The sequence below is a fragment of the Achromobacter sp. FW305-C-13 genome (assembly GCF_058783475.1).
In genome coordinates, this window is record NZ_JBYSYN010000002.1 from 655,363 (window position 1) to 678,787 (window position 23,425).

The window sequence follows — 23,425 nt, forward strand, 5'->3', positions numbered from 1 at the left end:
CGGCGCGATTGCCGTCCGGCCTCGGGGCTGGAGCCGTGCCTTGTGCGGCAATGTTGCCCGCCTAGGCGGCCGGGTGGAGCGGCTTTTTCACGAGTGCTCCTGGTCGAGTTTTGCATGGCGATACAGTGCGGCCCGATCCAGGACCGTCAATCCGCCGTAGTGCGTCTGCAGGACGCCGGCCCGGGCCAATGTCACCAACGCGGTGTTGCAGCGCTGGCGCGACACGCCGCACAGGCTGGCGATCTCTTCCTGCGATATCTTCAAGCGGCCGTTGGTGCCGGAATGCGCTTCGGCGTCCAATTGCGCCGCGACGGCGCGCGCAACCGTGGTGTCGACATCCTGCAGCACGTTGCCTGTGTAAGAGGCCATCAGCCAGTTGACCCGATGGGCCAGATGCGTCATCAGCGCCTTGGTGAACTCGATATTGTTGTTCCACAGGCGCTCGCAGGTGTCGCGCGGCAAGATCACGACCCGGCTGGGCCGCAGCGCCACCACTTCATATTCAAAGCGTTCCCGGCGGATCATGGTGGCTTCGCCGAACCAGCTGCCGGTGCTGAAACCGGCCAGTGACAAGGATCGGCCGTCCGATCCCCGCGATGACCATTTCACCAGGCCTTCGACCACGCCATACCAGCCCGGGGACTTTGCGCCTTCGCGAAACAAGTATTCGCCCGTGCGCAGCGACACCACACGCAGCTCGGCGCGGACCACTTCACGTTCAAGTTGAGGCAAGCCGTTGTACCAGGGGACAACGTCCAGCATTTTGTCGACAGGGCATGGCGCCGGCCGTCGTTTGGCGCCTGGCGATTCGCTGCCGGTACCGGTGGGCGGTCCGCGCATAGTGCTCCCTATTCAGCAGTGATGTTTTCGCACAGGTAAACCCTAGGGCGCTTTGTCAACTTGATGACTGTCCGCACTCGGGGTCCAGTCCCAGAATAGTTGAGGCCTTAAGAGCCAAAAACCATAAGAGGAGATGGGTATGTTGTCAATGCCACGCATGTTGTCCGGCACCGCGCTCGCTTGCGCGGGCGCTGCCTCGTTGCTGAGCGCGAGCATCGCGCATGCGCAGATTTCCGACGATGTTATTCGAATCGGGTTCATTACCGACATGTCCGGGGTCTATTCCGGCCCCGACGGCCCCGGCGGGGCAGAGGCCATCAAAATGGCCATCGAGGAAATGGGCGGCGAGATCAACGGCAAAAAGATCGAGCTTCTGACGGCGGACCACCAGAACAAGGCGGACATCGCGTCGGCCAAGGCGCGCGAATGGTTCGACCAGCGGGGCCTGGACATGCTGATCGGCGGCACCAATTCCAGCACGGCGCTTGCCATGTCCAAGGTGGCGGCCGACAAGAAGAAGCCGATCATCGTGGTGGGCGCGGGCGCCCCGGCGCTGACCAACGAGCAATGCACCCCCTACACCCTGAACTACGCCTACGACACCGTCGCGCAAGCGCGCGGCACGGGCGCGGCGGTGGTGAAAGCGGGCGGCAAGACCTGGTACTTCCTGACGGCGGACTACGCCTTCGGCAACGCGTTGCAGGCCGATACGACGAAGGTGGTCGAGGCGGGCGGCGGCAAGGTGGTGGGGTCGGTCAAGCATCCGCTGGCTTCCAGTGACTTTTCGTCCTTCCTGCTGCAAGCGCAAAGCAGCAAGGCGGAGATCCTGGCCCTGGCCAATGCGGGCGCCGACGCGACCAACGCTATCAAGGCGGCCAATGAATTCGGCATCACCAAGACGATGCGGCTGGCCGGCTTGATCATGTTCATCAACGACATCCATGCCATGGGCCTGGATGCGGCCCAGGGGCTGTACCTGACCGACAGCTGGTATTGGAATACTTCGGACGAGACGCGTGCCTGGAGCCAGAAGTTCTATGAGCGGCGCAAGGCCATGCCCTCGTCGCTGCAGGCGGCGGATTATTCGGCGGCGTTGCAGTACCTGCGTGCGGTCAAGGCCACCGGAACCGACGACGCGGACCGCGTGCTGGCGTACCTGCGCGAGAACAAGCTGAACGATCTGTACATCAAGGACGGCGTCGTCCGCCCGGACGGCCGCGTGGTGCACGACATGTACCTGTTGCAGGTCAAGACGCCCGAGCAGTCGAAGGCGCCTTGGGACTACTTCAACGTGGTGCAGACCATCGACGGCAGCGAGGCCTTCACGACCAAGGCGGAAAGCCGCTGCGCGCTGTGGAAGTAAGGAGAACCCATGTCTAAACGCAAAGTGATCGTGACCATCGCCCCGACGGGGGGCATGGCGCTGAAAAGCCAGAACCCGCATCTGCCGACCCAACCCGCAGAGATTGCCGACGACGTCTACCGCTGCTACAACGCCGGGGCCAGCGTGGTGGCCCTGCATGCGCGTCGGCCGGACGATCTGGCCACCTGCAACGCCGACATCTATCGCGACATGAACGAGCGCATCCGCGCGCGTTGCGACATCGTCCTGAACAACTCCACGGGCGGAGGCGTGCATGGCGACATGGTCAAGGAGACGTCGCCCGGTACCTGGGAGATCCTGTGGGAAGAGCGGCTCAAGGGCATGGACGCCGGCGCCGAGATGTGCACGCTGGACGCCACCACCTTGAACCTGGCCTTCGGCGACCGCGAATACCTGATGAACACGCCGCTGACCCGGGCGCGCGAGATGGCGGCCGCCATGCAGGCACGCGGCATCAAGCCGGAGTGGGAGGTGTTCAGCCCGACGCACATCCTGCAGGACGCGACGACGCTCATCAACGAGGGCCTGGACGAAGCCCCGCATTTCATCAACCTGGTGATGAACGTGCACCGCAATTTCCAGAACGCCATGCCGTTTTCGCCGCGTCATCTGCAGATGATGGTGGACCTGCTGCCCAAGAACAGCATTTTCTGCGTCAGCGGCATCGGACCCGCCCAGCTGGAAGCCAACATCAGTGCCTTGCTGCTGGGTGGGCATGCGCGCGTGGGCCTGGAAGACAATCTGTACTACCGGCACGGGGAATTGGCTACCAATGTCCAGTTGACCGAGCGCATCGTGCGCGTGATCCGGGAAATGGACATGGAGCCGGCCACGCCTGCCGAGGCGCGCGAAATGCTGGGCCTGCCTCTGCGTAGCGGCATCCGGCCGGCGTTCGCGCTGTGACCGGCCCCCAACCCTCCACCGACCAAGCAACATGATCGACTCATTGAAAGGCAAGCGCGTCCTCGTCACCGCAGGGGCGCACGGCATCGGCCTGGCCATTGCCCGCAAGTTTCTGCAGTCGGGCGCCGACGTGCATATCTGCGATGTGAACGCGCAAGCGTGCGAGGCTGCGCGAGCCGCGCATCCGGCCTTGAGCGCCAGCGTCACGGACGTCTCTGACGAAGCCCAGGTGCTTGCCATGTTTAAAGACCTGTCCGGCCGATGGGGCAAGCTGGATGCGCTGATCAACAATGCGGGCGTGTCGGGCCCGACAAGCCGGCTGGAAGACACCGCGCTGGACGCGTGGCGGAATACGCTGGACGTGAATCTGACCGGAACCTTCCTTTGCTCTCGTAGCGCCGTGCCTTTGCTGCGGGCGGCGGGGGGCGGGTCCATCGTCAATATCTCGTCCGTGGCGGGCCGCCTGGGCTTTTCGTTGCGCACGCCTTACAGCGCCAGCAAATTCGGCTTGGCGGGCCTGACGCAGACCTGGGCCATGGAACTGGGCCCCGACGGCATCCGGGTGAATTCCGTGTTGCCGGGGGTCGTGGCCGGAGACCGCGTGGAACGCGTGATCGCCGCCCGTGCGACGGCGGGCGGGGTCAGCAACGATGACATGCGTATGCAGTTGGTGGAAAAAGTTTCGCTGCGCCGCATGACCCAGCCGGAAGATGTAGCCAACCAAGTGGCGTTCCTGTGTTCGGACGAGGGCGCGATGATCAGCGGGCAAAGCATTTCCGTGTGCGGCAACGTGGAGCACCTGGGATAAGCCAGGGGTCGGCCGCCGGATAGAATGGTCTGCTTTCATGGCAACTATTCTTCTGGCGAGCAGACCGCATGACCCGGGCATTCGAACTTGAAACGCTGAAGATCCGCATGAACGATGCGGACCTTCAGCCGTTGGATCTGCATCAGCGCATTCAGCGGGCGCTGCGCGCCCTGATCCTGGACGGCGCGCTGGACCCGGGCATGAAGTTGCCCGCGACGCGCGCCATGGCCACCTCGCTGGGGGTGGCGCGAGACACGGTCGAAAATGCCTACGTCCAGTTGCACCGTGACGGCTACATCGTGCGGCGTGCGGGGTCGGGCAGCTACGTGTCCGACACCGTGGGCGCGGAGTTGCGCGGGGCCGCAAGGCGCCGCATCAAGCTGGTCGACGACAAGCGCGAGGCGGCAGCGCCCGGCGCGGGCCTGAGCCGCCGGGGCAGGATGATATTCGACAGCGGCGGCGTGACGGATCAGCAGGCGGTCCGGGCCTTTGCCACGGGACTGCCCGAGACCCGGACGTTTCCAACCGACATCTGGGAACGCTTGCAGCGCCAGGCGCTGAAGGAACATCGCGGCCAGGTGTTGTTGCATGGCGACCCGCAAGGCGCCGCGCCGTTACGCAAGGCGATCGCGTCCTATCTGAACCTGGAGCGGGGCGCCAACGTGTCGGCGGACCAGATCCTGGTGCTGAGCAGCACGCGGCAAGCCCTGTTCCTGTGTGCGCAATTGCTGGTGGATGCCGGCAAGCCGATCCTGTTGGAGAACCCGGGCTACTTCGGCGCGAAGAAGGCTTTCGAGTCGGCCGAGGCCAGGATCGTGCCCATCGACGTGGACGAGCAGGGCATTCGCACGGATCTGCTGCGCGCCGACCGCAGCGGCGCCAACTGCGTCTACGTGACGCCCTCGCATCAATACCCCACGGGGGCGACGCTGTCACTGGCGCGCCGGTTGGAGCTGACCCGCTGGGCGGCAGAGAACGGCAAGTGGATCATCGAAGACGATTACGACAGCGAGTTCCATTACGAAGGCTTGCCGACGGCCTGCGTGCAGGGCCTGGACAAGTATCAGCGCACGCTCTATATCGGCACCTTCAGCAAGACGCTCTATCCGGGCCTGCGGATGGGCTACATGGCGCTGCCCACCGAGCTGGTCAGCGCCTTTGCCTATGCACGCAGCATCCTGGACGGGCACACGCCGCAGATCTTGCAGCTGACCTTGGCTCGGTTTATGGAAGACGGGCACTACAACGCCCACATCCGCGCCATGCGCAAGCTGTACGCATCGCGTCGCGACGCCATGCTGCAAGCGCTGGACAAGCACATGGACGGCATTGCGGTGGCGTTGCGGCCGGAAGGCGGGTTGCAGATACCTTGCCTGCTTGCCCGCGGCTGGTCCGAAGAAAAAACCATCCGGCAGGCGGCCGGCGCCGGCCTGTTGCTGCCGGGGCTAAGCCGCCTGTATGCCGGTGCAGACAAGCGGCAAGGCTGGATCCTGGGATATTCGTCGTTGACCGCGCACGAGATCGACACCGCCATGCGGCGCTTGTCTGCCGCGCTCAGGAAGCGGTAGGCGGCGAGGCTACGGTTTGGCCGGGTTGGCCGAATTTGGGATCCGCGCGCGGCTGCCGCCGTGCATCAGCAGGTGCGCCGTCAGGCCGGCGACAAGCCCCCAGAAGGCGCCGCCCACGCCCAGCAGCGTGACGTTGGCAGCCGTGGCCAGGAAGGTGATCAGCGCGGTTTCCCGGGTGCGGGCGTCGGCCATGGCGTTGGCCAGGCTGCCGCCGATGGCGCCCAACAGGGCCAGCCCGGCCAGTGTGGTGATGAAGGCCTTGGGCAATACCATGAACAACGTGGCCAGGGTCACGCCGAAGGTGCCCACCAGGATGTAGAACGCCCCGCAGGCCAGCCCCGCAACGTAGCGCTTGCGCGCATCCGGGTGCGCGTCCGGTCCCGTGCAGATGGCTGCGGTGATGGCGGCCACATTGAACGCGTGAGCGCCGAACGGGGCCATGATCAGCGAACCCAGGCCGGTCACCGTCAGGATGGGATTCGCGCTGGTTTTGAACCCGTCGTTGCGCAGCACCAGCATGCCCGGCATGTATTGGCCCGTCAGGGTGATGATGAACAGAGGGAGTGCGACGCCCAGCAGCGCCTGCACTGAAAAGCGGGGCATTTCGAAGACGGGCGCGGCCAGGCGCAGGTGGATGGCCGAGAAGTCGATCCGGTGCTGTGCGATCAGCATCGCCACGCCGATTGCAAGGATGCCGACCACCGCAAAGCGTGAGGTATAGCGCTTGAGCAGCGCATACGAGATGACCAGCACGATGACCAGCAGCGGGTCGACGCTGGCGCCGCCGAATGCGTTGACGCCGAACTGCAGCAGGATGCCGGCCAGCAGGCCGGCCGCGATGCCGCCGGGGATCATGCGCACCAGTTTCTCAAACGCACCGGACATGCCAAGCAGAATGAAGCCCAATGCCGAGATCACATAGGCGCCGATCACTTCGCCATAGGGCGTGAACGGCATCACGGTGGCCAGGAAGGCCACGCCCGGCGTCGACCAGGCCGTGATGATGGGTTCCTTGTAGCGAAAGCTGAGCAGGGCCCCGGTGACGCCGACGCCGATGGAAACGGCCCACACCCAGGACGCCGTCTGGGCGGGCGTCAGCCGGGCCAGTTCAGCCGCCTGGAATACCAGCACGAAGGTCCCGCCGTAGTTAACGAGGACCGAGATCAGGGCGGCGACGGTGGGCGAAAAGAAGTCGGCGGGTCGAAGGCGAGCCGGCGATGTCGTCATGAATCACTCCAGATTGCGAAAGGGGCCGCAGGGCGCGCAGCCGGAACAAGGCGCAAAGTGTAGGAGTGATGTGGACTGGCATTTCATGCCACATAGGAATGCTTCAACAGACCGCTTTTGGCGCTATGCCTGCACCTTCGCGGGCTCGTAGAAGCAATAGCCGCTGTTGCGCAGCGTCTTGACCGGCAGCGTCTGTCCGCTGACGTCTTCCACGCGACGCCGCAATCGGCGCATCTGCGTATCCAGGCGACGCTGGTCGTAGTCCAGGTAGTCAAAGCCCAGTGCTTCGATGATCTGCCGGCGGCTGATGTTCTCGCCGGGTTGGCTCATCAGGCAGCGCAACACCAACAGGTCCTGCTGCGACAGCGGCACGGCCGGCGCGCCGGGAATGATCAAGCGGCGGGGCCCCACTTCCAGGGTCCAGTTGGGCGCTGTCGGTTGGACTGCAGGCGGCGGGAGCCGCTGCAGCCCCAGTCGGCGCTCCAGGGCGGCCAGCACGGCGGCCAGTTCATCCAGGTCGCAGCCCTTGCCCAGGTAGTGGTCGGCACCCAGCCCCAGTCCGGAAATCCGGTCTGCGCTGGTCTGACGCGCGCTGAACACCACGATGCCCACTTGCTGACCTTCCTGGCGCAGGCGTTGGATCAGGTCCAGGCCGCAACCGTCGGGCAAGCCGATGTCGATCACCGCCAGGCGATGGCGGTCGGCGTCGAAATGCCGGTCGAATTCTTGCAGGCTGGACACGCAGCTGGGCGCGTAGCCAAGCTCTTCCAGAAACTCGCCCAGCTCTTGGCGCAAGACGGGTTCGTCTTCCAGCAGGATGACCTCAGGCATGGGACGCGCCTGCGCGGAAACCGGCGGAGGGGTGGTGTAATCTGCGTGGCTGCACGGGATTGCGACTCGATGAAACGGAAATATTACCCCACGGTGTGGGCGGGATTGATGCTGTTGGCGCTGACCTTGGTCGCCGCACTGGCGGGCGCCGGGCAGGCGCGCGCAGAGCCCCTGCATCTGAACGCGCAGGTGCGGCTGGCGGACGCCGCGGGCCATTTGGAACGCCTGGACGATCCGGCCGGTACGTTGACGGTAGACGAAGCGGCCGATGCATCGGGGTGGGCTGGCCTGCCGGCTGGCCTGAGCGCGGGTTTCACCCCGACCACCGTCTGGCTGCGTCTGCCAGTGCAGGTGGATGATCTGGCGCGCGGGGGCTGGATGCTGCGGCTGAGCAACGCGCTGCTGGACGATGTGCGCCTATACGTCCATCAGGATGGCGACTGGAGGCCGCTGGGGTACAGCGGGGAGGATGTGCGGCGGCGCGATTGGCCGGTGGACTATCGCACCCCGGTGATTCAGTTTGATCCCCCCACGCCGGGGTCCTATGTGATCCTGGCGCGGCTGCAAAGCAAGAACGCCCTGGCGACGCGCCTGGAGGTCTGGCAGCGGTTGGCGTTCGATAACCAATCGCGGCGCGAAGGGCTGCTGTTCGGGCTGTATTTTGGCTTTTATCTGCTGTTGATCTGCGTGCACGCCGTATTCTGGTGGGCCACGCGCGCACCCATGAGCGGCTTGTTCCTGGCCTACATCGGCAATTGTGTTTTCAACGAAGTGATGTCGCTGGGGCTGGTACAGCAGTTGACGGGACTGCCGGTGGGCTGGAGCGACCGGATGCTCGGCGTGGGTATTGCCGTGAGCTTGCCTGTGGCGTTGCGGATTGCGTTTGCCCAGCTGAATCTGGGCGCGCTGTATCCGCGTGCGGTGCGCTGGCTGGAGCGGCTGTTCTGGGGCATCGCTGCCGTGTGCTCGGCGCTGGTGGTGTCGGGGCACTACGGGTGGGGCATGCAACCAGTTCAGTTGCTGGCCTTGGCGCTGATCGTGGGGTTTACGACGCTGGCCGCCTATCTGCTGAAAAAGGGCTGGCGTCCGGCGCGGTTTTTCGCCCTGGCCTTCGGGGTGTTCTATATCGGCGTGCTGATTGCCTTCTTGCGCAATCTGGGCGTGCTCCCAGTCAACGTGTTCACGGAATACGTCTCTACGCTGGGCACGATGCTGCATATGCTGCTGCTCAGCCTGTTCATCGTGGGACGCTATGAGCGCCAGCGCCGCGACATGGAGCGCCAGCAGGCCAATCTGGCGGCCGACATGGCGCGCCAGCACAGCCATCGGCTGGAGCAGGAGGTGGCGTTGCGCACCGCCGAAATGCAGGGTGAGATCCAGCGCCGGGTCGAACTTGAGGATGAGCTGCGGGCATCGCTGGAACAGGAACGCCGCGTGTTCGCCGAGCAACGCGAATTCGTGGCGATGGTGTCCCATGAATTCCGTACGCCGCTTGCCATCATCACCACATCGGCGCAGCAACTGGGCCGCAATCTGGCCGCGCCCGTCGAGAAAAGCCTGGCGCGCTGCGGGAATATCCGCGATGCGGCCATGCGCCTGCTGGCGTTGGTCGACGAATACCTGACCCATGACCGCATGCGCGAACCCAGCGCGGAATTGCGCCTGACGCAATGTGACCTGTTGTCGCTGCTGGCGGATCTGGACCGCGAGTTTCCTGCGGGCCGCATCCAGTGCGTCTATGGTGCGGGCGAACACGTCTTGCTGTGCGACGCGGGCATGTTGCGCATCGCGTTGCGCAACTTGCTGGCCAACGCGGATCGGCATTGCGCGCCGGGCAGGGCGGTTCGGGTGACGCTGCGCGAAGAGGGCGACTACCTGCATATCGACGTGGCCAACTCGGGCGACCGTATCGCGTCCGCTGAGCAAGGCCGCCTGTTCCAGAAGTACTACCGGGGTCCGAACGCCCTGCGCCATCCGGGCGCCGGTCTGGGGCTATACCTGGTCAGGACAATCGCCGAGCGCCTGGGCGGTTCGGTGTTCCTGAAGAGCGCGGGTGGGGCTGAGCCGGTGTGTTTCTGCCTGAGCCTGCCGCGCCGGCTGAAAGGAGCGGGGGCGGACTGAGTGCGGCGCCGCCTGTGTTGTCGACATCCGACAATCTGTTGCATAAAAGCATCTATATGTTTCTGGCTTAAGTGTTGCCTGGTGGGGTAACTACGCCTAATTTCTGGCTACGTCGCGCTATTGCGAAGCTTGCAGCCCAAACCGTCGAATATTTTCGACTTGCTTAGATTTGCTCAGATTTGAAAACGCAATCGTCGGTATATTTCAGCAGCGAAATTTACAAATTGTGACGCTGTCCGATTCAGGAATATCCGATGAAAAAGCCTTCCCTTAACCACATCTTCCGCCTGGTCTGGAATGACGCCCTGGGCGTGTACGTGCCGGTTGCCGAACACGCCAGCGCGCGTCGCAAGCGCAGCAGCGGGTCTGCCGCGGCATTGACCGCGGCATTGTTGCTGTCAGGGCCGGCATTGGCCGCAGATCTGCCCACCGGGGGCAATGTCGTGGCGGGGGCGGGGTCGATCAGCCAGAACGGCTCGGCGATGACCATCAACCAGCAGACCGGCAAGATGGCCGTGGACTGGCAGAGCTTTTCCATCGGCAAGGGCAATAGCGTCACGTTCAACCAGCCGGGCCGCGATTCGGTCGCGCTGAACCGGGTGCTGGGTCCGGACGTGTCGGTAATCCAGGGCGCACTGAACGCCAACGGCCAGGTGTTCCTGGTCAACCCGAACGGCGTGGTGTTCACGCCGACGGCGCAGGTGAACGTGGGCGGCATCGTCGCCAGTACGCTCAACATCAGCACCCAGGATTTCCTGGCGGGCAACTACAAGTTTGAAGGCGCCAGCAGCAACGCCATCATCAACCAGGGCAACATCACGGCGGCCCCGGGCGGCAGCATTGCGCTGATCGCGGCCAAGATCACCAACACCGGCAACCTGACGGCCGACAAGGGCAACGTCCTGCTGGGCGCCGGCAGCCGCGTCAAGCTGGACCTGGGCGGCCCGGTCAAGATTGAAGTGGAACAAGGCGCGATCGACGCGCTGATTGAACAAGGCGGCGCCATCCGCGCTGACGGCGGCGTGGTCTACCTGACGGCCAAGGCCGCGGGCGATTTGGCCAGCACCGTCATCAACCACACCGGCATCACGCAAGCCAAGACGCTGGCCACCGGCGAGAACGGCAAGATCGTGTTGCTGGGCGACATGGTCAATGACCGCATCGCCGTGGCCGGCAAGCTGGACGCCAGCGCACCAAACGGCGGCAAGGGCGGTTTTGTGGAAACGTCGGCCGCGAAGGTGACAGTGGCGGCAGGCGCCGTGATCACCACCAAGGCGGTCAGCGGCCAGCATGGATCGTGGCTGATCGATCCGACGGACTTCACGGTCAGCGCGGGCACGGCGGGTCAGACGGACAGCGGCATCGGCGCCGATACGCTGTCGGCCAACCTGGACAACGGCAACGTAGAGTTGAGGACCGTTGATAACGGCTCGCAGGCCGGCAATATCAACGTGAATTCGGGTGTGAAATGGAGTGCCAGCACGAAGCTGACGCTCAGCGCGCATGGCGACGTCAACATCAACGCGCCGATTACCGCCACGGGCGCCGAGGCGGGCCTGGAGCTGAATCTGGGTGGCTTCAAGCAGCGGGGATACTCGAGCGGAGGCTCCTATTCGGCCAACGCACCGGTGACGTTGAGCGGCGCGCAGTCGACGTTCAAGGTCAACGGACAGGGCTACACGCTGTTGCGCTCTGTGCAGGATATCCGGTCGCTGGACCAATTGGGGTTCGGCTATTACGCACTGGCGCAGGACCTTGACCTGAAGGGCAGCACGTTCTCGACTGCGCTGGTGTCGAATCTGCAAGGCACGCTGGCCGGCCTGGGCCATACCATCGACAACCTGAACATCAGCACGACGAATGGCGGCAACCTGGGCCTGATCGGCACCATTACCAACGGCAGCGAAGTCCGCGACCTGGCGGTGACGAATGCCACGATTGTCGGCACCGGCTATTTGGGCACGCTGGCGGGCACTAACGAAGGCACCATCCGCAACGTGGCTGTGTCGGGCAGCGTCACGGGGGAGACGACGTTGGGCGGATTGGTCGCCGCCAACAACTCCGTGATCACGGGATCGAACGCACGGACCACTGTCACCAGCACGTCGAAGGGCTACTTTCTGGGTGGCTTGGTAGGCAATAACGGCGTAGGCGCGACGATCAACAACGCTTACTCGACCGGCAACGTGTCCGGCGGCAACACCGACACCGGCGGGCTGGTCGGCGCAAACAGCGGCACGATCAGAAATGCCTATGCCACGGGCAACGTGATCGCCGCCGCAGACGGTTTAGGCCTTGCCATTGGCGGTCTGGTCGGGTCTGCGCGGGAAAACAGCGTCATCTCGAATGTATTCGCAAGCGGACGCGTCGAAGGCGCGAACCGCACCGGGGGCATCGTCGGCATGTTCTCCGGTACGGGCATCGTGTTGGAAAACGCGCGCTGGGACGCCGCAACGACGGGCCAGGCCAACGCCACGGGGTTGGACGCCGGGGGTACGGTGACAGGCACCGCGGCGGTTGGCAACGCTTTTTCCTACACGTCCTACGCCAACCTGGGGACGTGGTCCCAAGTTCCGAACTCGAACAATGTCTGGGTCGCCAAGGACGCGGCGGGCAAGGCGCAATGGATCATGATCGAAGGGCAGACGCGTCCCTTCCTCGCAAGCGAGTACAGCCTGGCGGTTTCCAATGACCACCAGTTGCAGCTGATGTCCTATGACCTGAACGCCAGCTACAACATCGTTCGCGATATCGATGCGAAGGCGACGGGCACCGTCGGCAGCGGAATGTGGGGCACGGGTAACTTCAGCCCGATCGGCAGTGGCGTGCAGTTCACGGGCAGCCTTGACGGCCAGGGGCACGTGATTTCCAACCTGACGGTTGGCACCAACATGCCGTTCTCGGGATTGTTCGGGATCATCGGCCAGACCGGCACGGTTCGAAGCGTCGGGCTTGAGAATGCCGTGGTCGGGGGCTTCATTCAGGCTGGCGCCCTGGCGGCGGTGAATTACGGCACGATTGACAACGTCTATGCCAACGCCAAGGTGTCTACACAAGGGTTAGGTAACGGCGTGGGTGGGCTGGTCGGGCAGAACTTCGGCACCATTTCCAACGCCTATTCCTCCGGTACGGTCTCCACCAACGGCCCCCTCATCGGTCAGGTCGGCGGTTTGGTCGGGTACAACGTGGGGACCATCAATAAGTCGTATTCCACAACCAAGATCGACACCATTTTTCCCTATCCAGGCAATGGAGCCTTGGTCGGCTATAACGGCGGCTTCGTGAATGACAGCTTTGCAGCCAGCACGGATGCCGCGGGCAACCCGGCTTCCGTCATGCCGCTGCAATTGGTCGGTTCGAACGGCGGCACCGTGAACGTCGCCAGCGGCATGAAGACGTACGCGGAATTGTCCCAACTGTCTACGTTCAAGGACGCGGGCTGGGATATCGACAACGCGGGCGGCACCGGCGCGATGTGGCGCATCTACGAAGGCGCGGGTGGCCCGCTGCTGCGCGGCTTCCTCAAGCAGGTTACCGTCAGCCTTGCCGACAAGGTCTATGACGGCCAGATCTCGGGGGGCGTCGGCTACATCGCTTCCCGACCCGGCGCGGAACTGGGCGGCAGCATCAGCTACACCTCCAACTCGAAAAACGCCGGCACTTACAGCGTGGCGGACGGCTCGTTGACCGTCAATGGCGGCCTGTATTCCAACCAGCAAGGCTACGACATCATCTATGCCGATGGCTTGAGCCTGAACGTCCTGAAGAAGGGCGTCACGGTGGACGTCACGGCCGACAACAAGACGTATGACGGCACCACCAACGCCGTCGTAAGGGGTCAGGCTGGCATCGACATGATCGCCGGCGATAACCTGGGCGCCATCGGCGTCGGCAATTTCTCGGACAAGAACGCGGGGGCCGGCAAGACCGTCACGGTCGGCGGCATCACGCTGACTGGCGCGGATGCCGGCAACTACTTCATTACCTCGGTGACGTCGCCCACCACGACGGCAACCATCAACGCCAAGACGTTGACGGGCCAGGTGACGGCCGGAAACAAGGTCTACGACGGCCTGACCAACGCATCGTTCTCGGCGACGATCGAAGGGATGGTCGGCACGGATCTGGTCTACTTGTCCGCGAACTTCGCCGACAAGAATGTGGGGCAAGCCAAATTGGTCACGCTCGGCCTGCTGGGCGCGGACGCGGGCAATTACGTGCTTGGCAGCGGCTTGGCGACCAGTACCGCCAACATCACGCCCAAGACCTTGACAGGCGTGGTCACGATTTCCGACAAGGTGTATGACGGCACGACCAAGTCGGATGCCGGCGCCTATATGACGGGTGGCCTGATCCAGGGCGACGACGTGCAGATCTACGGCGCGGGCACTTTCTCGGACAAGAACGTGGGCCAGGGCAAGACCGTGTCGACGCGCGGCACGCTGCTGGGCGCAGACGCCAACAACTATGCGGTGTCGGTCAATAGCACCGCTACCGCCTCCATCACGCCCAAGGCCTTGACCGGTTCGATCACTGCCGCCGGCAAGACCTATGACGGCACACGGGATGCCGACACATCGGGCCAACTGACGGGCGCCGTTCAAGGCGACACCGTCACGCTGGCAAGCACGGGCCTGTTCGCCGACAAGAATGCGGGCGTGGGCAAAACCGTGGCGGTGACCGGTTTGCTGCAGGGCGCCGATGCAGGCAACTACACGGTGTCGTATAACGGCACCACGACGGCCACCATCTCGCCCAAGGCGCTGACCGGCGCGATCACGGCCGCTGGCAAGACCTATGACGGCACCTTGACGGCCGACACGAACGGAACACTTACCGGCAAGGTCGCCGGCGACACGGTAAGCCTGTCGTCGACGGGCGCGTTCGCAGACAAGAATGCGGGCGCGGGCAAGCAGGTCAACGTCAATGGCATGCTGGCAGGCGCCGATGCCGGCAACTACACGGTCACCTTCAACACCACCACGACCGCCGACATTGCGGCCCGTCAATTGACGGGCGCTCTCGGCGCATTGGACAAGGTGTACGACGGCTCGTCGCTGGCTTCGGTCACGGGCGTGAACAGCCTGAACCTGCTGTCGGGCGACCTCTTGACTGTCAGCGGCAGCTTCAGCGACAAGAACGTGGCTAACGGCAAATCCGTGGCCTACGTGCTGGGCGGTGCGGACGCCAACAACTACACGCTGGGCAACGGCGTGACCAAGGGCAAGGCCAACATCACGCCGGCGACCCTTGCCGGCGACATCACCGCGGCGGGCAAGGTCTACGACGGCAGCGTCGCGGCCACGACCCAAGGCCGCGTCACGGGTGTGATCCTGGGCGACGTTGTCGGCCTGTCGACCACCGGTGCGTTCGCGGACAAGAACGTCGGCAACGGCAAGACGGTGAACGTTGGTGGGTCGCTGACGGGCCTGGATGCGGGTAACTACATCCTTGCTGCCAATGCGACGACCACGGCCAACATCACGCCCAAGGCGATCACCGGTGCGCTGACGGCCGCCGGCAAGGTGTACGACGGCTCGCGCGATGCCGCCACCACCGGCACGCTGAACGGCGTGGTGCAGGGCGACAACGTCGCCGTCAATGCCACGGGCCTGTTCGGCGACAAGAACGTGGGCAACGGCAAGCTGGTGGCGGTGAACGGTGTCCTGACTGGCGCCGATGCGGGCAACTACCTGCTGAGCACCAACGCCACGACGCTGGCCAACATCACGCCCAAGGCCTTGACGGGCGCCATCACGGCCGCCGGCAAGACCTATGACGGCACCACTGCCGCCGATACGTCGGGCTCGCTCAACGGCGTGGTCCAGGGCGACACCGTTGCGCTGTCGACAACGGGCGCCTTCGCCGACAAGAATGCCGGCGTGGGCAAGCAAGTCAACGTCAACGGCAGGCTGGCGGGTGCGGACGCCGGCAACTACACGGTCAGCGCCAACGGCACGACGGTCGCCACCATTACGCCGAAGACGATCACCGGCGCCATCACGGCGGCGGGCAAGGTCTACGACGGCTCTGTGGCCGCCAGCACGTCGGGCAGCCTGACCGGCCAGATCCTGGCCGATGCTGTGGCGCTGTCGAGCACCGGTTCGTTCGCAGACAAGAACGTTGGCAACGGCAAGACGGTGAACGTCGGCGGCTCGCTGACGGGAGCGGATGCCGGTAACTACACGCTGGTCGCCAATACGACCACCACGGCCAACATCACGCCCAAGGCAATCACTGGCGCGCTGACAGCCGCTGGCAAGGTGTACGACGGCTCGCGCGATGCCGCCGCCGCCGGCACGCTGAACGGCGTGGTGCAGGGCGACAACGTCGCCGTCAATGCCACGGGCCTGTTCGGCGACAAGAACGTGGGCAATGGCAAGCTGGTGGCGGTGAACGGTGTCCTGACCGGTGCCGATGCGGGCAACTACCTGCTGAGCACCAACGCCACGACGCTGGCCAACATCACGCCCAAGGCCTTGACGGGCGCCATCACGGCCGCCGGCAAGACCTATGACGGCACCACTGCCGCCGATACGTCGGGCTCGCTCAACGGCGTGGTCCAGGGCGACACCGTTGCGCTGACGACGACGGGCGCCTTCGCGGACAAGAATGCTGCCATCGGCAAGCTGGTGAATGTCAGCGGTTCGCTGACGGGCGCTGACGCCGGCAACTACACGGTCAGCGCCAACGGCACGACCACGGCAACGATCGCGGCGCGCCAATTGAACGGCGCGCTCGGCGCGCTGGACAAGGTCTACGACGGCAACACCGTGGCAACGGTTACCGGCGCGGATGCCATTGCCGGCATCATCGCGGGCGATTCGCTGGGGGTCGCGGGCAGCTTCTCCGACAAGAACGCGGGCGAGGGCAAGACGGTCGCCTTCGGCCTGACTGGCGGCGACGCCGGCAACTATGTGTTGAACGCCGCCGATGCGCGCGCCGCCATTGCGCGTCGCGTGCTCGGTGTCGAGGGCACCACGGTTGCTGGCAAGGTCTACGACGGCAGCACGGCCGCCCAGGCATCCGCGGGATCGCTGACCAACTTGGTCGAAGGCGAATCGCTGGGTGTGGGAACCACGGCAACGTTCGACAGCGCCAACGCCGGCAACCGTAACGCCAACGTGCGTTACGCCTTGGCCGACGGCGACAACGGCCTGGCCAGCAATTATGTGCTGGCCGACACGCAGCATCAGGCTGTCATCGATCGCCGCGCCATCACCGTCGCGGCCGACGACAAGACCAAGCGTGCGGGCGATGTGGATCCGGCGCTGACGTGGCGCGTCACGCAGGGCAACCTGGTCGGCAGCGACACGTTGGCTGGCGTGTTGAACCGCGCGGCGGGCGAGACGGCAGGCAACTACGTGATCGGCGCGGGCGGCCTGTCCAACAGCAACTACCTGGTTGCTGCGCAGGATGGCACGCTGGTCATCAGCAATGCCGTGCAACCCGACACCCGTCGGGACGCTGCGCTGTCGACGGCGCAATGGCTGCAGGCGGCCGTGGGTACCGCCAACACGACGCCGCCGACCCTGTCGGGTGAGCTGAGTTTCGTGCCCGTCGAATCCGGCAACCAAGGCCAGGGCGGCACTGCGAAACCGGCGCCGAATGCGGGCCAGGGCGCGCGCAGCATGCAGGGCCCCGCTCAGGTCCTGGTGATCGACGGCGGTATCCGCCTGCCGGAGGGCGTTGTCCAGGGCGGAATCTGATCCCGGCCCCTGACACGGCGAACTCCACGACTTATCCGCTTGCCGGCTGTCCATTGCCCTACGGGGGCGTGGGCAGCCGCTCCGAACACCCGATTCTCACAAGATCATGACGCAAGTTTCATCTTTCGCACGTCCGCACTACCTGGTCCTGGCGCTTGCCGCGCTGCTGCCTGCGGCGGCTTCCGCCCAGCAGATCCCCAACGCGGGCCGCATCCTGCAGGAACAGGCCACCGAGCCGCAGCCGCCGGCCCCGTCGCCCGAACTGAACCTGAGCAGCCCCGTTCCCGGCACCGTTGCGCCGGGCGGCCCGCAAGCCAGCGTGACCCGCATTGACCTGACGGGCAACCAGGCCTTCTCGACCGAGCAATTGCTGGCGCGGTTGGGCGACTATCAAGGCAAGTCCTATGACCTGGCCGGCATGCAAGACCTGGCCAATCAGCTGACGCGCTACTACCGCGATGCCGGTTATCCGTTTGCACGCGTCTATCTTCCGGCGCAAGGGCTGGAAAACGGCGTGCTGCGCCTGCAAGTCGTCGAAGGCCGTTACGGCGAGGTCAAGACCGAAGGCGATGCCGGTCTGGCTGCGCGCGCCCAGGCCTACTTGAGCCCGCTGAAATCGGGCGACATCATCGAAAGCGCCTCGCTGGAGCGCGCGGCGCTGCTGCTGTCGGACCTGCCCGGCGTGACCGCCAGCCCGATCATCCGTCCCGGTCAGCAACTGGGTACGGGAGACCTCGTCGTGCAGGTGGACCGCGGCGACCGCGTCAACGGCAGCGTCGGCCTGGACAACCAGGGAAACCGTTACACGGGCCAGTACCGCGCCAACGCAGCGCTGTCGATCAACAGCCCCTTCATGCTGGGCGACCAGATCACGCTGCGCGCGCAGCGCACCAGCGAAAGCCTGAACTACGGCGATGTGGGCTATAGCGCGCCGCTGGGCAGTTCGGGTCTGCGCGGCCGCGTCGGCTACGGTTACACCGGCTATGAGCTGGGCAAGGAATTCAGCGACCTGGATGCGCACGGCACCGCCAAGGTGGCCAGCGTGGGCCTGAGCTATCCGCTAATCCGTTCGCAAAGCCGCAACCTGACCATCGGCATCGATTTCCTGCACAAGAAGCTGCGCGACGATTATCGCGCCGCCGAGATCGAGCAGAACAAGTTCAGCAACAGCGTGCCGATCGCGGCGCAGTTCGATGTGCGCGACAGCCTGGGTGGCGGCGGACTGACGTATGGCGCCTTGAGCTGGACGCCGGGCACCTTGAAGCTGGACGGCAATCTGGCCACCGCCGACAGCCTGAGCGCGAACTCGGCGGGGCACTACAGCAAGCTGAATCTTGACATTGCGCGCCTGCAATCCGTGTCGTCGCGCTGGAGCCTGTTTGGCCGTTTCAGCGGCCAATGGACCAACGACAACCTGGATTCGTCCGAAGACTTCGGTCTGGGCGGACCCGCTGGCGTGCGGGCCTACCCTGTGGGCGAAGGCTACGGTGACCGGGGCTGGCTGGCGCAGGTGGAAGTCCGCTACGCGGCAGGCGCTGTCACCCCGTTCGCGTTTTATGACGCGGGCCGGGTAGAAATTTCCTCCCATCCCTGGCAGGCCGGCGAGAACTTCCGCCGCGTCGCCGGGGCAGGCGTCGGCGCCCGCGTTGCCGTGGGCGGTTGGCGAGGCGAAGCCACGGTCGCTTGGCGCACCGATGGCGGCGCGCCGCAGTCCGACAGCCGGGACCACAAACCCTTGTTCTGGGTAAGCGCGCAGTACTTGTTCTAAGCCAGCGCGCCGGCTTGGCCCCTGTCTTCCTCCCGGGGACAGGGGCTTTTTTTCGCGTCGCGTCATCGCGTCAGGAAACATTCAGCCACGACGGTTCTTGTAACGCATTCGCGGGCTATCCGTGTAATACCCGGTTTTCGGGGTACAGGCTTTTCCATAAACTACCGGACCGCCCCTGTATCGACCCCGATAACGATCCCCATAACGAGAACGCCATGAGACAGTTTCTTCCCACCCTGGGCGCCGCCCTGGTTTTGTCGCTGAGCACGCATGCCGCGCTGGCCCAACCGGCGCCCGCCGCCGCTTCCTCGGCCGCGCCTGCTGCTGCCACCGCCGTGCCGCGCGATCCCTTCTTCTGGTTGGGAGAAATCAACAAGGCCACCGCGGTCATCAACACCGATGAAGGCCTGCTGGACAAGTCCATCGCGCCGCGCCTGGCCGCGGGCGTCGCCAAGGTGATCAACGACGGCAACCAGCCGGGCGCCAAGCGGCCTGCCAGCGTCATCACCTTCGAGCCGCTGCTGATCAAGGCGGCGGGCGAAGACGTGACCTTGCTGCACGCGGGCCGTTCCAGCCAGGACATGCACGCCACCTACCGCAGCGCCATCCTGCGCGACAAGCTGCTGGAACTGGCCGACCAGTTGAACAAGACGTCCACCACCCTGGTCGAGCTGGCTGCCAAGCATGCGGGCACGATCGTGCCGAACTACACCAACGGCGTGGCCGCGCAGCCCAACAGCTATGGCCACTATCTGCTGGGCCAGGCGGCCGGCCTCGCGCGCGACGCGCAGCGCATACGCGAAGCGTATGTGCGCATCGACCGTTCGCCCATGGGCACGACGGTGCTCAACGGCACCAGCTGGCCGCTGGACCGCAAGCGCATGGCGCAATACCTGGGCTTTGAAGCACTGGTCGACAACGCCTACGACGCCTCGCAGATCTCGTCCATGGACCAGCCGGTGGAGGTGGCTTCGATCGTGACCAGCATCGCGCTGCGCACGGGCAACTTCGTCGAAGACGTCATGACGCAGTATGCGCAGTCGCGTCCCTGGATCCTGCTGGAAGAAGGCGGCGGCAACACCTACGTGTCCAGCGCCATGCCGCAAAAGCGCAACCCCGGGCTGTTGAACGACACCCGCAGCGATGCGTCTACCGCCGTGACCCTGGCGATGGGCCCCGTTATCCAAACGCATAACATCACGCCGGGGATGAGCGACCCGAAAGACGTGAAGCAGAACTCCGCGATGGTGGATAGCGGCATCTCGGCGCTCAAGCGCTGGGACCGCGTGTTGAAGGCGATGGTCATCAGCCCGGACCGCGCGCTGGAAGAGTTGAACAGCGACTGGACTGCCTCGCAGGAACTGGCCGATGTGCTGATGCGCAAGTACAAGCTGCCGTTCCGCGACGGCCACCACTTTGCTTCCGAAGTCGTGACGTACGCCAAGACCAACAACATCAAGCCGCTGGACTTCCCGTACGAGCAAGCCCGCCGCATCTACGCCGACGCCATGAAGGATTCGAAGTACGGCAACGAGCTGCCGATGAGCGAAGCGGAATTCCGTTCGACGCTGGATCCCGTGGCCATCGTGAAGAACCGCGCCACCAGCGGCGGCCCGCAGCCTGCTGAGATGGACCGCATGCTGAAAGAGGCACGCGACCAGTTGACCGCGCAAGGCAAGTGGATCAAGGACCGCCGCGACCACATCAACACGTCGCTGGCGGACCTGGACAAGAAGTTCAACGCGCTCGCGGCCAGCGAAGCGAAGGCGAAGTAAGCGCGGGCTGGCGCCGTCAGCGGACGGCGTCCAGCACGCATCCGCGCAGCCAGCGATGGGCGGTGTCGCCGTCCATGCGCGGATGCCACAGCATCGACAGGGTGAATGCCGGCATGGCGAAGGGCAGGGGAAAGCTATGCATGCCTGCCCGCAAGCTGCCGGTGTGGCGTTCGGGTACGGTGGCGATCAGGTCGGACCCGCGTGCCAGCGCCAGCGCGGTGGAAAAGCCGCCTGCAATGGTGGCGACGTGGCGTTCGCGGCCGTGCGAGGCCAGCGCATCGTCGACCGGCCCTTTGTCCAGGTTGCGCCGCGACACAAGGATGTGACGCGCGGACGCATAGCGGGCAAGCGTGACCTTGCCTTGGCTAAGCGGATGCCCGGCACGCATTACGCCGACAAAGCGGTCCTGGAATAGCGCCCGGGTGCGCAGTTCGGGGCTGGCCGCAACGCCGACGATGCCGGTTTCCAGATCTACGGCGCCTTCGCGCAGCGGGGCACTGTCCTTATCGGTTTTCTGGATGAAGCGCAGCCGCACGCCAGGCGCTTCGGCGCCCAGGCGTGCCAGCAAGCCCGGACCGAAATTCTCTGCAAAACCGTCGCTGGTTCGCAGCGTGAAGGTGCGCGACAACTGCGTGACATCCAGCTGCGCTGCGGGGCGGAGCACCGCTTCCACGTCTTGCACCAGCACGTGAACCCGGTCGCGCAGTTCCAGCGCCCGCGGCGTGGGCACCAGGCCGCGCCCGGCACGCACCAGCAGCGGATCGCCCGTGGCGTCGCGCAGACGGGCCAGCGCCCGGCTCATGGCGGACGGGCTTAGCCGCAAGCGGCGGGCGGCGCGCGCGACGCTGCCTTCGGCCAGCAGGACGTCCAGGGTGATCAGCAGGTTTAAATCGGGGGTGGCCATGCCGCAACCGTAGCACGGCGCGCGCGTGATGGCGCGCTTTGGCATGGCGTTTGATGCAGGTATTCAGTGCAAATGCTGCGCCTTCCGCCTGATGCCGGCTGCGCCTAGGATGGGTGCAGGGCGTCATGTGGCGTCCCGGACTTTCCGTAGGCCAGACCGTGTTGCCCATGAATTCTTCCCCGCTAGTCTCCGCCCGCTCGTCATTGCCCGTCATGGCCTGCCTGTCAGTGTCGATGTTGCTGCCGGCGCTGGGCGCCAGCGTTGCCAACGTCGCCTTGCCGACGCTGGCGCAAGCCTTCGATGCGCCGTTTCACGCTCTCCAATGGGTCGTGCTGGCCTATCTGCTGGCCGTGACCACGCTGATTGTCAGCGTCGGCAGGTTGGGCGATCTGATAGGCCGGCGCCGTCTGATGCTGGCGGGGATTGGCGTGTTCACCGTGGCCTCGGCGTTGTGCGGCGCCACGCCCTGGCTGGGTGGCTTGATTGCCGCACGCGCCCTGCAGGGCTTGGGCGCTGCCATCATGATGGCGTTGACGATGGCCTACGCTAGCGATGCCGTCGCCAGGGAGAAGACCGGCAGCGTGATGGGCCTGCTGGGCACGATGTCGGCCATTGGCACGGCGCTTGGCCCTTCGCTGGGTGGATTGCTGCTTGCGGGGTCGGGTTGGTCGTCGATCTTCCTGATCAACGTGCCGTTGGGCGCGCTGGCATTTGGATTGGCCTGGTTCCACTTGCCGGCGGACCCGTCGGGCAGCGGGCGGCCGCAGGCCACTTTCGACATGCGGGGTTCGCTGTTGTTGGCCGCCGGTATTGCGGCGTATGCGTTGGCGATGACCGGGGCGGTCGGCGGGGGCTGGATGATCGGGGCGCTGCTGTCCGCCGCCGGGGGGCTGGCCATCGCGTTTGTGCGGGTGCAGGCGACGTCGGCTTCGCCATTGATCCGGCTGGCGCTGTTCGGCCACCCCGTGCTGAGCGCGGGCGTGGCCGCCAACGGGTTGGTCTCGACGGTCATGATGACGACCTTGGTGGTGGGGCCGTTCTATCTGGCGGGGGCGTTGGGGTTGGACGCGGCGCGGGTGGGGCTGGTGATGTCTTGCGGTCCGGCCGTGGCGGCGCTGGCGGGTGTGCCGGCGGGCCGCGGCGTGGACCGCTACGGTGCGCAGCGCGTGATGCGCGTGGCGCTGGCCGTCATGGTGGCGGGGGTGGCCTTGCTGTCCCTGGCGCCCGTGGCGTTCGGCGCGCTGGGTTACGTGGCGCCGTTGGCCGTGACCACTGCGGGCTATGCGTTGTTCCAGGCGGCAAACAGCAGCGCCGTCATGCAGTGTGCCGGCGCGGACCAGCGCGGCGCCTTGTCCGGGTTGCTGAACCTGTCGCGCAATCTGGGGTTCATTACCGGTGCGTCGTTGATGGGCGCGGTATTCGCTTGGGCATCGGGGGCGGGCGACCTTCGGATCGCCTCGCCCGCCGCGCTGGCTGCGGGCATGGGCTGGACCTATGCGCTGGCCGCCGTACTGCTGGTGCTGTCCTTGGTCATTATTGTGCGGGGGCGGGACTAGGTGGCCCTCGCTACGCCAGTCGAGATCGCCT

At 65.2% G+C, this 23,425-nt stretch carries 13 protein-coding genes; 9 read left to right on the plus strand and 4 right to left on the minus strand.

Annotation, left to right across the window (positions count from 1 at the left end; genetic code table 11):
* Positions 1-87 precede the first annotated feature (87 nt).
* Positions 88-762 (minus strand): Crp/Fnr family transcriptional regulator, encoded by a 675-nt coding sequence (locus AC3WMU_RS14545; RefSeq protein WP_006222375.1) that lies wholly within the window; start codon positions 760-762, stop codon positions 88-90.
* A gap of 226 nt (positions 763-988) precedes the next feature.
* Here AC3WMU_RS14545 and AC3WMU_RS14550 point away from each other — a divergent pair, with 226 nt between their 5' ends.
* From AC3WMU_RS14550 to pdxR, 4 genes are all read left to right on the plus strand, one after another.
* Positions 989-2,203, plus strand: a complete 1,215-nt coding sequence (locus AC3WMU_RS14550; RefSeq protein ID WP_006222374.1) for an ABC transporter substrate-binding protein — start codon at positions 989-991, stop codon at positions 2,201-2,203.
* A 9-nt stretch (positions 2,204-2,212) separates the two neighbouring features.
* Complete coding sequence (locus AC3WMU_RS14555) at positions 2,213-3,127, plus strand: beta-keto acid cleavage family enzyme (protein ID WP_280026679.1); 915 nt, start codon at positions 2,213-2,215, stop codon at positions 3,125-3,127.
* Between the two features lie 31 nt (positions 3,128-3,158).
* The gene (locus AC3WMU_RS14560; protein WP_492282559.1) at positions 3,159-3,935 is read left to right on the plus strand and encodes an SDR family oxidoreductase; all 777 of its coding nucleotides are present in this window, start codon (positions 3,159-3,161) and stop codon (positions 3,933-3,935) included.
* Between the two features lie 68 nt (positions 3,936-4,003).
* On the plus strand, positions 4,004-5,503 hold the full coding sequence (pdxR, locus tag AC3WMU_RS14565; protein ID WP_424626151.1) for a MocR-like pyridoxine biosynthesis transcription factor PdxR: 1,500 nt from the start codon (positions 4,004-4,006) through the stop codon (positions 5,501-5,503).
* A gap of 9 nt (positions 5,504-5,512) precedes the next feature.
* Here pdxR and AC3WMU_RS14570 read toward each other — a convergent pair whose 3' ends face one another.
* Entirely contained in the window at positions 5,513-6,730 is a 1,218-nt protein-coding gene (locus AC3WMU_RS14570) for a benzoate/H(+) symporter BenE family transporter (RefSeq protein ID WP_424626152.1), read from the minus strand.
* A gap of 123 nt (positions 6,731-6,853) precedes the next feature.
* Entirely contained in the window at positions 6,854-7,561 is a 708-nt protein-coding gene (locus AC3WMU_RS14575; RefSeq protein WP_088590781.1) for a response regulator transcription factor, read from the minus strand.
* A gap of 69 nt (positions 7,562-7,630) precedes the next feature.
* Between AC3WMU_RS14575 and AC3WMU_RS14580 the strand changes: the two genes are divergently transcribed.
* The 4 genes from AC3WMU_RS14580 (at position 7,631) to AC3WMU_RS14595 (ending at position 20,934) form a co-directional block, all read left to right on the plus strand.
* Positions 7,631-9,682 (plus strand): sensor histidine kinase, encoded by a 2,052-nt coding sequence (locus AC3WMU_RS14580; RefSeq protein ID WP_035212261.1) that lies wholly within the window; start codon positions 7,631-7,633, stop codon positions 9,680-9,682.
* A 254-nt stretch (positions 9,683-9,936) separates the two neighbouring features.
* A complete protein-coding gene (locus AC3WMU_RS14585; RefSeq protein WP_492282560.1) occupies positions 9,937-17,391 on the plus strand; it encodes a YDG domain-containing protein in 7,455 nt (2,484 codons plus the stop codon).
* A 106-nt stretch (positions 17,392-17,497) separates the two neighbouring features.
* Positions 17,498-19,159 carry a ShlB/FhaC/HecB family hemolysin secretion/activation protein gene (locus tag AC3WMU_RS14590; protein ID WP_006222366.1) on the plus strand — a complete coding sequence of 554 codons (1,662 nt, stop codon included), beginning with the start codon at positions 17,498-17,500 and terminating at the stop codon, positions 19,157-19,159.
* A 215-nt stretch (positions 19,160-19,374) separates the two neighbouring features.
* Complete coding sequence (locus AC3WMU_RS14595) at positions 19,375-20,934, plus strand: argininosuccinate lyase (RefSeq protein WP_492282561.1); 1,560 nt, start codon at positions 19,375-19,377, stop codon at positions 20,932-20,934.
* A 16-nt stretch (positions 20,935-20,950) separates the two neighbouring features.
* Here AC3WMU_RS14595 and AC3WMU_RS14600 read toward each other — a convergent pair whose 3' ends face one another.
* On the minus strand, positions 20,951-21,838 hold the full coding sequence (locus AC3WMU_RS14600) for a LysR family transcriptional regulator (RefSeq protein ID WP_006222364.1): 888 nt from the start codon (positions 21,836-21,838) through the stop codon (positions 20,951-20,953).
* A gap of 167 nt (positions 21,839-22,005) precedes the next feature.
* Here AC3WMU_RS14600 and AC3WMU_RS14605 point away from each other — a divergent pair, with 167 nt between their 5' ends.
* Positions 22,006-23,394, plus strand: a complete 1,389-nt coding sequence (locus AC3WMU_RS14605) for an MFS transporter (protein ID WP_492282562.1) — start codon at positions 22,006-22,008, stop codon at positions 23,392-23,394.
* The last annotated feature ends 31 nt before the right edge of the window (positions 23,395-23,425 follow it).

Coding starts and splice junctions, on each gene's coding strand:
- AC3WMU_RS14585 (WP_492282560.1), top strand. CDS start 9,937: ATGAAAAAGCCTTCCCTTAACCACATCTTCCGCCTGGTCTGGAATGAC.
- pdxR (WP_424626151.1), top strand. CDS start 4,004: ATGACCCGGGCATTCGAACTTGAAACGCTGAAGATCCGCATGAACGAT.
- AC3WMU_RS14600 (WP_006222364.1), bottom strand. CDS start 21,838: ATGGCCACCCCCGATTTAAACCTGCTGATCACCCTGGACGTCCTGCTG.
- AC3WMU_RS14550 (WP_006222374.1), top strand. CDS start 989: ATGCCACGCATGTTGTCCGGCACCGCGCTCGCTTGCGCGGGCGCTGCC.
- AC3WMU_RS14560 (WP_492282559.1), top strand. CDS start 3,159: ATGATCGACTCATTGAAAGGCAAGCGCGTCCTCGTCACCGCAGGGGCG.
- AC3WMU_RS14575 (WP_088590781.1), bottom strand. CDS start 7,561: ATGCCTGAGGTCATCCTGCTGGAAGACGAACCCGTCTTGCGCCAAGAG.
- AC3WMU_RS14590 (WP_006222366.1), top strand. CDS start 17,498: ATGACGCAAGTTTCATCTTTCGCACGTCCGCACTACCTGGTCCTGGCG.
- AC3WMU_RS14595 (WP_492282561.1), top strand. CDS start 19,375: ATGAGACAGTTTCTTCCCACCCTGGGCGCCGCCCTGGTTTTGTCGCTG.
- AC3WMU_RS14580 (WP_035212261.1), top strand. CDS start 7,631: ATGAAACGGAAATATTACCCCACGGTGTGGGCGGGATTGATGCTGTTG.
- AC3WMU_RS14555 (WP_280026679.1), top strand. CDS start 2,213: ATGTCTAAACGCAAAGTGATCGTGACCATCGCCCCGACGGGGGGCATG.
- AC3WMU_RS14570 (WP_424626152.1), bottom strand. CDS start 6,730: ATGACGACATCGCCGGCTCGCCTTCGACCCGCCGACTTCTTTTCGCCC.
- AC3WMU_RS14605 (WP_492282562.1), top strand. CDS start 22,006: ATGAATTCTTCCCCGCTAGTCTCCGCCCGCTCGTCATTGCCCGTCATG.
- AC3WMU_RS14545 (WP_006222375.1), bottom strand. CDS start 762: ATGCTGGACGTTGTCCCCTGGTACAACGGCTTGCCTCAACTTGAACGT.